We start from the raw sequence: 13,123 nt of genomic DNA on the forward strand, positions 1-13,123 counted from the left end.
TCCTTTACCTTGTCTATTTATTTAAGTCTATCGTGCTCTGCGCTATCTTCCGCATCGGAAGTATCGCCAAGTGTGGCTTCAGCCAACTCGCTTTCAGGAATCGACTCACCTTTTCGCTCAGCTCTAAGCTCGAAATATCGCAATCGCTCCGCGCGATCTACTTGAGAAGGAGCCCCTATGCGCCCAGCGATAAAGAAAACCAACAGACCTAGAGCAACTGCCAACAGTGCTGTCCAGGCATTCGTCCTTATGCCTAAAAACGCATAGGAAAAGTCGGTACGTATCTGTTCGATCCAAAAACGACCAGAACCATATATGACCATATAGAGAGCCATAATCTGACCAGATTTGAATTTGAATCGCCTATCGAGCCACAACAGAATCAATGCGCCAGCGGTATTCCACAATCCCTCGTAGAGAAAAGTTGGATGGAAAAGTGTACCGGGTGGGTAGTCTTCCACCATTCGCTCTGGAGAAATCTCCAATCCCCACGGCAGATCCGTAGGACCGCCATAGAGCTCTTGGTTGAAATAGTTGCCGACTCGGCCTAATACCTGAGCGATAAGTAACCCTGGAGCAAGAGAATCAGCAAATGGACCAACACGTTGACCCGCACGACGAAGGCCAATGAAAGCCCCCACAGCACCAAATCCGATGGCCCCCCATATCGCTATTCCGCCTTCCCACGTCTTAAAAATTGCCCAAGGGTCAGCGCCGGGATAGAAAAAATCTCCCCAGTGAGTAACGACATGGTAAAGACGCGCACCTACAATTCCGAAGGGAATGGCCCAAAAAAAGGTGTCATACGCGACGTCAGCAAGTCCACCCCGCTTTACATAGCGACGATAGGTAATCCAGGCTGCTAGCGCAATCGCGCACACCATGAGGATACTGTAGGCCCGGATAGGTATTGGCCCTAAATACCACACGCCAACAGGCGGTGAAGGGATCGAAGTTAGAATCACGCCTTAACCTTAGTACGTGTAACACCGTCCTTGAGTTCTTGGGCGAGATCGGCGATTCTTAGGATTGCACGCTCAAAAGGCTCAGACAGCAATGGCTTGATGAATGCTGACCCCACAATCACCCCATCAGCGTAGTCGGCAATATCACGCGCCTGTTGGCCGTTAGACACGCCCAATCCAACACACACTCGTTTTGCTCCAGCATCTCTGCATCTCTGGACGAGGTCACGAGTCCTAACATCCACCGAGGCCCTCTGTCCTGTTACTCCCATCGTCGAGGCCGCATATACCCACCCCTGAGAGGCTGTTGCGATCGTCTTGAGTCTCTCTGCACTTGAACTAGGAGCTGCTAGAAATACTCGCTCCAAGTCATATTTATCTGATGCTTCGATCCACTGCGCAGCCTCTTCAGGTGGCAGGTCAGGTGTAATAAGTCCAGCACCACCCGCCACAGAAAATGCTTGAGCAAACCGATCCACCCCATACCAATGCACAGGATTCCAATACGTCATTGACAGAATCGGCGCAGATGCAGAAAGAGCTTCTACTGCATCAAGGAGGTCCTCCAAGTGGGTACCTCTTTCTAATGCAACCGTCGTCGCTTGTTGGATTACCGGCCCATCCATTGCCGGATCGGTATATGGAAAACCCAACTCGATGATATCGACGCCGTTTTCAAGCATGACTTGCGCAGATTTTATCGACTGTTTGATCGTCGGGAAACCGATAGGAAGATAGCCAACCAGGGCAGCATTACCTAAAGCGAGTTCGCGGTCAATAACCGGTCCTGACTGATATTGTTGCCTCATTTCTTTGCCTCCACTGTGCTGCGACCACCTTGCGCCGAAGGATCGACCACGTCGAATCGCGGTGTTCCTAGTCCGAAATACTCGGAGGCAGTTTCCATGTCTTTATCACCGCGGCCTGACAACGTTACGATCACCGTTGGTTGGTCAGAGCGGCCTTCGAGCCACTGCAATGCGCCTGCAAGCGCATGCGCCGACTCAATGGCTGGAATGATTCCTTCAGTTCGCGAAAGCCTGAGAAAAGCATCCATTGCCTGACTATCGGTTACACCGACATATTGCACGCGTTTTTGTTGGGCCCAATAAGCATGTTGCGGTCCTACTCCTGGATAATCAAGACCTGCCGAAATCGAGTGAGAATGTTTAGTTTGTCCATCGCGTTCCTGCAGAACGAACGTACGCGCACCATGCAAAATTCCGATATGGCCTTCACTGATAGAGGCTGCAGTTCGCCCTGTTTCCAAACCGTCACCTGCAGCCTCGCAACCGATAAGTACCACGCTGGAATCATCCTCAAAGGGCGCGAAAGTGCCCGCCGCATTTGATCCTCCACCAACACAGGCAAATACCGCATCTGGTAGTTCACCTGTCACGTGCAGAATCTGCTGGCGGGCCTCAATCCCGATAACACTCTGTAAATCCCTTACGATGTCGGGAAAAGGATGTGGTCCCGAAGCTGTGCCGAACACATAGTTGGTTGTCTCAACGTTGGTTACCCAGTCCCGAAAAGCCTCGTTGATGGCATCCTTGAGAGTCCGCGATCCTTGGGTTACGCCGATAACTTCGGCCCCGAGAATTTGCATCCGGGCAACATTGAGTGCTTGCCGTTCTGTGTCCTCTTGTCCCATATAGATGGTGCACTCTAATCCGAGGAGAGCTGCCGCTGTCGCTGTCGCAACACCATGTTGTCCCGCCCCAGTTTCAGCAATAACCCTCTTTTTTCCCAGTTCCTTTGTCAGTAAGGCTTGTCCTAAAACATTATTGATTTTATGGGACCCTGTGTGGTTCAAATCTTCTCTTTTGAGGAAGATTCTTCCGCCTGTACCAGCTGCGAAACGTGGCACTTCTGTGAGAAGTGAAGGACGCCCAGCATAGTCTTTGAGCAATCGGTGGAATTCAGAACGAAATGCTTCATCATGCCAGAGCCGCTGCCATGCCTTATCGAGATCTTCGATAGCCGACATGAGAGGTTCAGCAGAATATCGCCCGCCGAATTCTCCAAAATAGTGCGATCTGGACTGGCTCACCGAGTATCCTCTCTTGCGTCACGGACGCGTTGTTTTCTGTCTGTGAGCAGAGCCGGATGCTGTCCGGCGCTGACTAGGTCTTTAATTGCTTCTAAGGGGCGTCCCTTCGTGACCAGGGCTTCCCCAACAAGTACTGCGTCAGCCCCAACCAAAGCATAATCGAGTACATCCCGTGGTCCCCGTACCCCAGATTCAGCTACGGCAACAACGTCCGCTGGAATGACATCAATAACTTCCTCCACTGTGCGTCGGTCGACATCCAGTGTTTTCAAGTTTCTGGCATTGACACCAATAAGGTCAGCACCTGCATCGAGTGCTCTCAAAGCCTCTAAACGGGAATGTGTCTCTACTAGCGGCGTCATCCCCAGTGATTTAATGCGTTCAGCTAAAGAAACCAACGCTTGTTGTTCTAAGGCAGCGACTATCAGCAGCACGGCATCAGCCCCGTGTGCCCTGGCCTCGTGCACCTGGTACGAGGTAACAATGAAGTCTTTTCTCAGAACTGGAACGTCAACAGCGACACGGACTGCATCTAGGTCTGCAAGGGATCCTTTGAAACGCCGCTGTTCCGTCAACACTGAGACCATGGCAGCGCCACCTTCTTCATATAGCGCTGCAAGCTCAGCAGGATCAGGGATCGATGATAAGTGTCCCTTCGAAGGGGAGGCCCTCTTCACCTCAGCAATGATTGACGTCGCACCAGGCCCACCCGCTAGGCTTCCGAGAACGTCCTTCGCCCCGGGTACCCGTTGAGCATCCTCCTTGACCTGGTCAAGTGGACGCTTCGCCTCTCTTTCCGCTACGTCTTCTAGTACACCCGCAATGATGTCATCGAGGACTGTCATCGACATCACCTCCGGCATCGATAATAGTGTTGTATGCCATCGCGGCGGCTTCTGCGCCGCCATACGGAAGCAACCCTCCTGCTTGAAAACAACTTCGAGCCCCAGTGTGACATGCTGCTCCTACTTGAAAAACCTGTAATACTAATGCATCCCCATCACAGTCAATAGACACGTTCTGCAAGAACTGCGCATGTCCCGAGGTATCGCCTTTCCGCCAATATTGCTGACGTGAACGCGACCAAAAAGTCACCCGACCAGTGTCCAAAGTGCGAGCAAGCGCCTCGTCGTCCATCCACCCCACCATGAGAACCTCATTGGTGTGTAAATCTTGGATTACTGCGCATATTAGGCCGTCAGCGTCACGCTTGAGTCGGCTTGCAATCTCGTCATCTAACACAACACCTATTCTTACATTTACTGCCGCACGGGGAATCCGGCGTCCGCTAATGCCGTCTTGACCTCACCGATAGAAAGCGTTCCAAAGTGGAATACTGAGGCGGCTAATACAGCATCGGCCCCTGCCCGGGCAGCATCGACAAAGTGGGAGGCCGTTCCCGCCCCGCCAGAAGCTATCAGAGGCGCGTCCGCTATTGCCCGCACATCTTCGATCATTTCAAGATCGAAGCCATTTTGCACGCCGTCTGCGTCCATAGAGTTAAGGAGGATTTCACCCGCTCCTAGGTCAATGGCCTGTTTGACCCATGCCATCGCATCTATTCCATCTGAACGTTTACCTCCGTGGGTAGTCACTTCATACTTCACTGACGAGGCAGTACGCGGACGGCGCGCATCGACTGACAGCACCAATACCTGATTGCCGAAGGCGTCCGCAACCTCAGAAATGAGTTGTGGCCGCGCCAAAGCTGCTGTGTTGACCGAAATCTTATCTGCCCCGGCTTCAAGCAGTCGACTAACATCGTCAACGCTTCGTATTCCTCCGCCCACCGTCAACGGTACGAAAACTGTTTCAGCTGTGGCCTGGACTGTATCGCGCATAGTCTTTCGTCCTTGAACAGAAGCAGAGACGTCTAAGAAAGTAATTTCATCAGCCCCAGAATCGCTGTAAAGAGCTGCTAACTCAACTGGATCACCAGCGTCGCGAAGGTTCTCAAAATTGACCCCTTTAACCACCCGTCCTCCATCAACATCGAGGCAAGGAATCACACGAATTGCGGGTCCCATTATGGTCCTTTCAGGCAGGAAGTATCGGCTGGGATTCGATTATTTCTTCGACGAGGCGCTCAACGCGAGAATCCTCGGTAGCAAACGGGTCTTGTAGAGCTACCTGGGTGGTTGAGTCACCTTCAAGCCTCAGGTGCACCCAGTCGACTCCTAAGTCTCGCCGCGCGATCTCTGCAGCTGCGATAGCTTTTCCCCGCAGTATTGCCCTCGTTGTCTGAGGCGGTGTAGTTTTTCCTGCCTCGATCAGTTCTTCAGTGGTGAGTCTGGTCATGAGACCCGCACTTTCGAACTTTGATCGAAGGCCCCCGGTCACGTCGTGGTAATCAAGCAACAAACGAGTTACGCGCACGTCGTCAAACTGTGCACCAGTACGTTCACTGTATGCTTCAACCAATTTCCTTTTGATCGCAAAATCCAGTTCTGTTTCAATGGCAGACCAGTCCCCAGAGTCGATAGCATCGATTGACCTGCCCCAAAGCTCTACGACGTAGCGCGTAATATCATCAAGAGAGCTCTGGTCTATCCGGTCAAGAACTCTTTGGCGGATAAGTCTTTGAATATCGACCGCACGTTTCTTCGTGCCATCAGCCATCTCTAGCTCAAGAGTGCCCTCAAGGTCCCAGTTGAGATCGCGAATTGCCTTGAGTGGGTCTGCTAAGGCTAAGTCCGCTAAGTCTGCGCCGCGATCCAACGCATCCAGCAGTAGCTCTGCGCTTCCAACTTTAAGGGCCGTAGAAGCCTCGGCCATATTTGAGTCGCCTACGATGACATGCATGCGCCGGTAAGCGCTTGCATCTGCAAGAGGTTCATCTCGCGCATTAATGATTGGCCTGGCACGGGTAGTCGCAGCAGAGATCGCATCGAGCATTTGATCTGACCTCGCTGAAAAACAGTATGCCCATTGTCCATCTTCATACTGTTTTATTGCCCCAGCGCCGACAAGAATCTGACGCGTGACAAAAAAGGCGACCAGTGAATCAGCCACTTCTCGGAAGTCACGACGTCGGCGTAGCAGATAGTTCTCGTGGCAACCGAACGAGTTGCCCTCGTAGTCAAAATTGTTGCGTAGAAGGTGAATACGAGCCTGTATGCCCGCCTGGGCAAGGGACTGGTCAGCTGTTGCAGCCATGTCTGCAAGTAGCTCACAACCCGCCCGGTCTTGAACTAACAGGTCCCATAGATTATCGCACTCGGCGGTGGCATATTCGGGGTGAGCTCCCACATCAAGGTAAAGGCGACCGCCGTTGGCTAGGAATGCATTCGTGGAACGGCCCCGTTTCGTAAATGGAGCAAAGAGTTCCCGCGCAGCTTGCTCTGCATTGAGTGGTGACGCCGACCCATCTGTGGCTGCACAGGTTATCCCGTACTCCGTTTCAAGGCCGTAAATACGCCGGTCCATCTACTGTCCGCCCTTTTGTACGAAACCCTGAACAAACGACTCAGCATTTTGTTCCAACACCACGTCAATTTCATCCAAAATTGTATCTAGTGCGCTGACTTGTACCTGACCAGCAGCACTGATTTCTTCACCGTCTTCGGGTTCTGCTCCCCCGCCAAATATCTGTGACTGACTCACTGTCCTTCTCCTTTCCTTACACAGTCTGATCCATATGGATCGGGTATTGGTACCCGAATAAAATCAGTTTCTCCAGGCCGGTCATATACCAGTGACGTCCATGAAGCTTTAACCAGTTCAGGGTCTGTGCCAACAACATTGCCACGAATGTACGCGCGCGTTCCTTGGGGCGGTACATCCGCTGCGTTGTTGATCTCAGCATCAGTAAAGAGCCGTTCAACCATTCCTGCTGCCGCTAGTTTGAAAACGAGCCCACGGTCTTGCCGTAAATCGGCCCACTGCAAGTCCATGGCCTGCAGACGTGGGTCATTCCATGTTGTCCCCATACGCTGTCGTTGCCTCTCTAACAGCGTATATTTGCCTAGCCACTCGATACGGGAAATCAGTTGTTCAGGACTGGATTGTAGGGTGTCGAGCGTTGCCTTCCACTGGCGAAGGAGGTCTCTATCGGCATCATCCAAATCCAGATCCGCATTTTCTACTAACTGTGCATATCGTCGTTGAATATCTATTGCACAGAGCTCATTCCCATCAGCCATTGACAGTCGGCGTTGCAAGGTCACATCACGCGACACCTCCCATGAAGCACGCACTGGATCGGCAAGGTCGAGTCCTTCCCATGACAATCCCATACCTTTTTCAATCGCACGTAAAACAAGTGCGGTGGTTCCCACCTTCAGCCAGATTGAAAAGTCAAACATGTTGGCGTCTCCACCAATGACATGAATGCGGCGCCATTTGTTCCCATCGGCATGAGGTTCGTCGCGAGTATTGAAGATCGGACGATTAAAAGTAGTCTCTAAACCGATATCATTCTCGACATAATCTGCACGTTGAGAAATCTGGAACCCTGCTTCTTCACTGCGCTGGCCCAGTCCCACGCGTCCCGCTCCACAAAAAATAGGACGAGTCACAAGAAAAGGAATCATCGCCCGAATAAGATCATCAAGGTCCAAGGTGCGAGGTACTAGATAGTTCTCGTGAGCTCCATAGGTTGCGCCCTTTCCATCAACATTGTTCTTCACCAAAACTAGCTCTGGAGATGCCTCCATAATGCGTTGGGCAATGACTTCTCCAGCCCGGTCCCATTTGACCGCATCACGCGCATTCGCTGTTTCTGGCGAGGAGTACTCCGGATGGGCATGATCGACGTACAGGCGTCCACCATTGGCAAGAACTATTGAGGTAGGCCGAAACTGTCGCAATTCCTCAGCGCTGGGCCTGGCAATCCGTTCCTCACCGCCCGCTGGTGCCAAATGGTAGGGGTCATCTGTCAGCTGGGACGGGTCTGCCTGTGCGCGATCTAGACGTCTACCACGTAAATCATTGAGAGGGTCCTCTCCCCGGTAATCCCAACCAACATATTTTCCTTTCCCGCCAGCACGTGAGTTCCCTTCATAGGCCATCACTGCTTGAGTTGATAAGGCTATAGCATTTGCGTGAACGTCGCCTGGTCGATATACGCCATACTCTGTTTCGGTTCCAATGACTACATCGGTCATTGTTTCTCCTCCAACGGAATCACTCTCAGTACCTCTTGGCCACGCAGACCTACAGTGCGAGCCCATTCATCAGGAGTGGTTGTAGCTGCCAAGTCAGTAGACTCTTGGATTTCTTCCCCCACGCCTTCCAAAATATGGTGAGTTGAAATACCATTTCCATCACCTGTAAGCGCGTCTTTGATAGCACGTTTTTTCGCTCTTTCTACAGTTCCTGCGATCATGGCACCCGATACCAGATCAGCCAAGAACACTCTGCGGGTTCCCCCGCCAGCCAGGTGAAGGTCAAAGAGAGCTGTGCTGCTATCAGTAGCGTAGAGCCTGTCTAAAGCTGCTTCAATCATCATCTTGACAGCTCCCTCTCTTGATCCTGCGCGCTCAACTAGCTGGCTTGAAATCGGAAGATCTGCTGTGAGATATTTAGCGAAAATATCGCGTGCCTGTCGCCGGCTTGGGCGTTCAATGCGCACACGTACATCCAGCCTGCCAGGTCGAAGAACCGCAGGGTCAATCATGTCCGCACGGTTTGAGGCACCGATAACTACGACATTGTCCAACGACTCAACGCCATCCATTTCCGCCAATAGCTGCGGCACAATCATCGTTTCTACGTCTGAGGATATTCCTGTACCGCGGGTGCGGAACAACGCCTCGATCTCGTCGAAGAAAATCACAACCGGCACATCTTGGGTAGCCAAATCTCTGGCACGGGCGAAAATCGCGCGTATATGGCGTTCAGTCTCACCAACGTATTTATTGAGAAGTTCTGGTCCCTTGATGGAAATGAAATATGTTTGTCGGTCACTGTTAGTGCTGAGTGAGCGTGCAACGGCCTTAGCGATCAGCGTCTTTCCACATCCAGGGGGTCCATAGAGAAGAATTCCTCTGGGAGGACGCAACCCATAGTCACGGTAGAGTTCTGGGTGACGGAAAGGCAGCTCTATAGCATCGCGCACAAGCTCTATTTGCGAGTCGAGACCACCAATGTCATCGTAGGAAACATCCGGAATCTCTGGCGCGAAGAGTTGCTCAACGTGTGACCTAGTCAGTCTCTCCAAAGCGAAACCAGACCGCAAGTCGACGCTCACAGTATCTCCTGGTTTGAGCACTCCCGAGCGCAGCGGCCCAGCTAAACGCAGCAGGTGTTCCTGTCCCGCGTCGGCACCAACCAACGCGCGGTCATCCCCCACGAGTTCTAAAACAGAAGCGAGCGTGCCTGTACGCGCAAAACCTGCAGGCGCTACGGCGATGAGCTGATCGTCTATGCGTATTTGCTGTCCAACAACAGCACCATCAAAATCGAAGTTAGGAGCAGTCGTCAACCGCATAATGCGGGTCCCCACTACAGCTTCCACTTCACCTGTTTTTTCATCTGCGCTTACCAAAGTTGCTAAAGTGGCTGGCGGTTTGCTAATTCTCTCGATTTGCTCTTGAAGACCACCTATCTGGTCGCGTGCAGTCATGAGGGCACGCGACAGTCGCTCATTCTTCTCTTTGAGATTAGCAACCTCCAACCGCATTGAATTGATGCGCTGTGTATCGTCAGCTTCAGTCATGCGGACCCTCCTGCAACCACATTTTTACCTTTCCACGTAAATCGCGAACGATTCTTCGCGTCTTCTTTGGAGACTGCTTATGGAAGCCCACCAATTCGTCGCTCCACTGAACAATGCCATTCCATGCGCCAGGCTTACCCACCGAGGCTTTTGCTGGCCGGCGATCGAGATGGTGCGCCATAGCACCACTGGCCAGGCGGCGCGCAGTAAAAAGAAATCCCGTGTGGGCGATCATCCGATGTTCTGGCCTGACGGAAAGGCCCTCAACATGCCAAGGACGGATGCTGCTCTCCCATACTTGAGGTTCCCCAAAGAGCTCTAATGCGCGTATATCATCAGTGAGTCGTGACATCTGCGGTACTGTCGCGATATAGCAGATAAGTACTCCACCTGGTCTTAAGGCATGAGCTGCACCATCTATGTGTGTCCACGGATCTAACAGATCCAATACAATCCGGTCAACCGATGACTCAGGTTGAGAAGCTAAGACGTCTGCGATATCGCCCACCTTCAACTTCCAGGCAGGGTGGCGACAGCCAAACCACAGGTCAACATTTGCCGCTGCGATCTCCGCAAAATCCTCACGCTGCTCAACGGAGAGCAGTGTTCCGGACTGTCCAATCGCACTGAGTAACGAGAGACTAAGAGCTCCCGAACCGACTCCAGCTTCGATGACCGCTGCTCCTGGGAAAATGTCCCCCATCTGAATGATCTGCGCCGCATCCTTCGGATAGACAATAGCGGCCCCACGGGGCATAGAAAGCGTGTAATCCGCTAGCAGGGGTCGAATTACTTGGAAAGTGCGGCCATCTCCCGCGTCGATCACTTGACCATCAGGCAATCCCAACACGTCGTCATGGTGAAGGACACCTCGCGCAGAGTGAAATTTCCCCCCCGGAATCAACACGATTGTGTGGAGTTTTCCTTTGGGATCGGTAATTTGAACGCGGTCACCTGCGCGTAAAACGCCACGCCTGTTTTCCTGTCCAATCTGCTTCATGTGCACCACGTAAGTCTAGCCCGCTTAGAATCTAAGAGCCGAGTAGTTCATAGAAGGGGCACAATGGGCACCACCGGGAAAGATACCTATCAGCCAGCACTATCGCCATCACGCGCTAAAGACTATCTTCAGTGCCCCCTCAAATTTCGCTTTACTGTCGTTGACAGAATCCCTCAACCGCCAACAGAAGCGACAGTCAAGGGCACCCTGGTTCATGCCGTTCTTGAGAGTCTCTTCACACTACCCGCACCGCAGCGCACTCTCAAAGAGACAGAAAAACTTGTAGAGCCTACGTGGCACAGTTTGGTTGAGAAAAATCCCCAATACGGAGAGGTTGCTCCAGTACCGGTACTTCTCGAAGACGCTCGCACACTGCTTGCGGGATATTTCTCCTTGGAACGACCCGAATATCTCACCCCTGAAAAGTGTGAAGCAAAGGTGCACACCGCCCTACCTTCAGGTCTCCACCTAAGAGGCGTTGTCGATCGGATCGACCGGGCGCCCAATGGGGCCGTGCGTGTTATCGACTACAAAACAGGGAAATCGCCTGGCAACCGATTCATGGATGAGGCGTTATTTCAGATGCGTTTCTACGCACTGATGCTCCATTATGTTGACACGCTTCCAGCGCGCATGCAGCTACTGTACTTACGCACCCACGATGTACTCACACTCGATCCACAAGCGGAAGACATTGCTCTTTTTGAAGAAGAACTCATGCAATTGTGGGGACAAATATCTGCTGACCTTCAAGCTGAGTCATTCGCTCCCAAGACTGGACCTCTGTGCTCCTGGTGCTCTTTTTCGCCTATGTGCCCTGCATTTGGAGGAACCCCTCCACCGCCTCGTCCAGAAGATTTGCATAGAGTCGCCTCTATGCAACAGTAAGTTCCGGCTCAGATGTTATTTATTGTCGAGCCCGACATAAGGGCTTCCATCACAGGTGCCGTGAGATATCGGGCGGAAGGAATCCTTGATAGTCCTTTCACCGCAGGAACCTGCACCATGTGAGGTATTGCCACCGTAATACATCCAGCTGACATCGCGGACTTCACACCCGTAGGAGAATCCTCAAGGGCTATGCAGTCGCGTGCCTGCGCTCCTACGAGACCTGCAGCACGCACATATGGCTCAGGGTGAGGTTTGGGGCTATCAACGTCATCTCCTGTGACAATGACATCAAAACTCCCCTTGGGCAGATGGTCAATCACCACACGTGCCATGGAGAGCGGACTCGATGTGACCAGACCGCATTTCACCTGTGAAGTATTCAGGAAAGTCAAGAGCTCCCTCATGCCCGGCTGCCACACAACGCCCTGCTCAAGGCTGGCATTAACACGATCCAGAAGATACGCGTTGATACGCTCTACGCTCCATTTGAGGCCCGTATAGTCGATGAGAAGCCGAGCAGCGCTATCCATGTCGACACCAACAAGATGCTCGAGCAGGTCATTGGACGGCGCCACACCTGCCTGGGCACAGAGTTCTTCTTCTGCTTTCCTCCAGGCAGTCTCAGTGTCAGCCAAAGTGCCGTCAAGATCGAAGAACACAGCAGCGGGTAGGTTCACCCAGAAACACCTCCCATTGCCGGGACAATACCAAAGAACAGGCATATTGCAATCAAGGCGGCAAAGCCCAAGCGGTACCAAACAAACGGCATGAAAGAGTGAGTAGAGATAAGCCGCAAGAACCACACAATCACCAGATATCCGACACCAAAGGCAACGATGGTCGCTAAGACGGTCGGCCCAACATAAATGGTGTCTCCGCCCGTCGCAACTTTATACACCTTGTACAGTCCGGAAATAAAAACTGCCGGTAACGCCAGCAGAAATGAGTATCGCGCTGCGCTCTTTCTGGTATACCCCATGAGCCGCCCAGCGGTAATAGTACCTCCGCTGCGAGACACGCCGGGGATGAGTGCCATGGCTTGTGCAAAACCATAAATGATGGCGTCGCGCCACGATAGCTGCGTGAGTTCTTTCTTCTTAGCCCCTACTGAGTCAGCCCACCCTAGAAGTACACCAAAGATAGCCAATGTGAATACGGTAATCCATAGATTTCTAAAGGAAGTATCAATCCAATCCTCTAGGGTAAGCCCCAAAATGCCGATGGGAATTGATCCCACAATGATCATCCATCCCATACGTGTGTCAGGATTGCTCTGAGGAATCCTCGACGTCGCTGGAATCCATGGCATCGCTAACCACCACGACTTGAGGATGCGCACAATATCTTTCCAAAAGTAGATTAAGACAGCAGTCTCAGTACCCAATTGTGTAATAGCAGTGAAGGCCGCACCTGGATCCTCACTACCGATAAGGGAACCAACAAAACGTAAATGTGCAGACGAAGAGACCGGAAGAAATTCGGTGAGTCCTTGAACCAATCCCATGATTACGGCATCTAACCAATCCATGGTTCCGACCCTAACAGTCCCGGAGCGA

At 52.3% G+C, this 13,123-nt stretch carries 14 protein-coding genes; 1 reads left to right on the forward strand and 13 read right to left on the reverse strand.

Annotated elements, in window-relative coordinates:
- Window positions 1-17 precede the first annotated feature (17 nt).
- Genes lgt through FYJ24_RS04355 form a run of 11 tightly spaced genes read right to left on the reverse strand, consistent with a single transcriptional unit; the run spans window position 18 to window position 10,676 of the window.
- On the reverse strand, window positions 18-965 hold the full coding sequence (gene lgt, locus FYJ24_RS04305; protein WP_318656528.1) for a prolipoprotein diacylglyceryl transferase: 948 nt from the start codon (window positions 963-965) through the stop codon (window positions 18-20).
- Complete coding sequence (gene trpA / locus FYJ24_RS04310) at window positions 962-1,774, reverse strand: tryptophan synthase subunit alpha (RefSeq protein WP_154543922.1); 813 nt, start codon at window positions 1,772-1,774, stop codon at window positions 962-964. Before trpA ends, lgt begins: the two co-directional genes overlap by 4 nt.
- Window positions 1,771-3,018, reverse strand: coding sequence for a tryptophan synthase subunit beta (trpB, locus tag FYJ24_RS04315; protein WP_318656529.1), 1,248 nt, complete (start codon window positions 3,016-3,018; stop codon window positions 1,771-1,773). The genes trpA and trpB overlap by 4 nt, the downstream gene beginning before the upstream one ends.
- The gene (gene trpC, locus FYJ24_RS04320) at window positions 3,015-3,863 is read right to left on the reverse strand and encodes an indole-3-glycerol phosphate synthase TrpC (RefSeq protein WP_154543924.1); all 849 of its coding nucleotides are present in this window, start codon (window positions 3,861-3,863) and stop codon (window positions 3,015-3,017) included. The genes trpB and trpC overlap by 4 nt, the downstream gene beginning before the upstream one ends.
- Window positions 3,847-4,269 carry a phosphoribosyl-AMP cyclohydrolase gene (gene hisI, locus FYJ24_RS04325; protein WP_318656538.1) on the reverse strand — a complete coding sequence of 141 codons (423 nt, stop codon included), beginning with the start codon at window positions 4,267-4,269 and terminating at the stop codon, window positions 3,847-3,849. Before hisI ends, trpC begins: the two co-directional genes overlap by 17 nt.
- 8 nt (window positions 4,270-4,277) lie before the next feature.
- Complete coding sequence (gene hisF, locus FYJ24_RS04330; RefSeq protein WP_154543926.1) at window positions 4,278-5,045, reverse strand: imidazole glycerol phosphate synthase subunit HisF; 768 nt, start codon at window positions 5,043-5,045, stop codon at window positions 4,278-4,280.
- A 10-nt stretch (window positions 5,046-5,055) separates the two neighbouring features.
- Window positions 5,056-6,444, reverse strand: coding sequence for a proteasome accessory factor PafA2 family protein (locus FYJ24_RS04335; RefSeq protein ID WP_154543928.1), 1,389 nt, complete (start codon window positions 6,442-6,444; stop codon window positions 5,056-5,058).
- Window positions 6,445-6,621 carry a ubiquitin-like protein Pup gene (locus tag FYJ24_RS04340; RefSeq protein ID WP_318656530.1) on the reverse strand — a complete coding sequence of 59 codons (177 nt, stop codon included), beginning with the start codon at window positions 6,619-6,621 and terminating at the stop codon, window positions 6,445-6,447. It abuts the gene before it with no gap.
- Window positions 6,618-8,123: a depupylase/deamidase Dop gene (gene dop / locus FYJ24_RS04345; protein WP_154543932.1), complete on the reverse strand. Its 1,506-nt coding sequence runs from the start codon at window positions 8,121-8,123 to the stop codon at window positions 6,618-6,620. Before dop ends, FYJ24_RS04340 begins: the two co-directional genes overlap by 4 nt.
- Window positions 8,120-9,676, reverse strand: a complete 1,557-nt coding sequence (gene arc / locus FYJ24_RS04350) for a proteasome ATPase (protein WP_154543934.1) — start codon at window positions 9,674-9,676, stop codon at window positions 8,120-8,122. Before arc ends, dop begins: the two co-directional genes overlap by 4 nt.
- Entirely contained in the window at window positions 9,669-10,676 is a 1,008-nt protein-coding gene (locus tag FYJ24_RS04355) for a tRNA (adenine-N1)-methyltransferase (RefSeq protein WP_154543936.1), read from the reverse strand. Before FYJ24_RS04355 ends, arc begins: the two co-directional genes overlap by 8 nt.
- Before the next feature lie 63 nt (window positions 10,677-10,739).
- On the opposite strand from FYJ24_RS04355, the gene FYJ24_RS04360 reads away from it, so the two are divergent.
- Window positions 10,740-11,564 carry a RecB family exonuclease gene (locus FYJ24_RS04360; RefSeq protein ID WP_154543938.1) on the forward strand — a complete coding sequence of 275 codons (825 nt, stop codon included), beginning with the start codon at window positions 10,740-10,742 and terminating at the stop codon, window positions 11,562-11,564.
- A gap of 8 nt (window positions 11,565-11,572) precedes the next feature.
- Here the strand turns inward: FYJ24_RS04360 and FYJ24_RS04365 are convergent, their stop codons facing one another.
- Both FYJ24_RS04365 and FYJ24_RS04370 read right to left on the reverse strand, forming a co-directional pair.
- Window positions 11,573-12,244, reverse strand: a complete 672-nt coding sequence (locus FYJ24_RS04365) for an HAD family hydrolase (protein ID WP_206192492.1) — start codon at window positions 12,242-12,244, stop codon at window positions 11,573-11,575.
- Window positions 12,241-13,095 carry an undecaprenyl-diphosphate phosphatase gene (locus FYJ24_RS04370; RefSeq protein WP_154543942.1) on the reverse strand — a complete coding sequence of 285 codons (855 nt, stop codon included), beginning with the start codon at window positions 13,093-13,095 and terminating at the stop codon, window positions 12,241-12,243. The genes FYJ24_RS04365 and FYJ24_RS04370 overlap by 4 nt, the downstream gene beginning before the upstream one ends.
- Between the last annotated feature and the right edge of the window lie 28 nt (window positions 13,096-13,123).

It is taken from the genome of Scrofimicrobium canadense, from assembly GCF_009696615.1.
GTDB classification, from domain to species: Bacteria; Actinomycetota; Actinomycetes; order Actinomycetales; family Actinomycetaceae; genus Scrofimicrobium; species Scrofimicrobium canadense.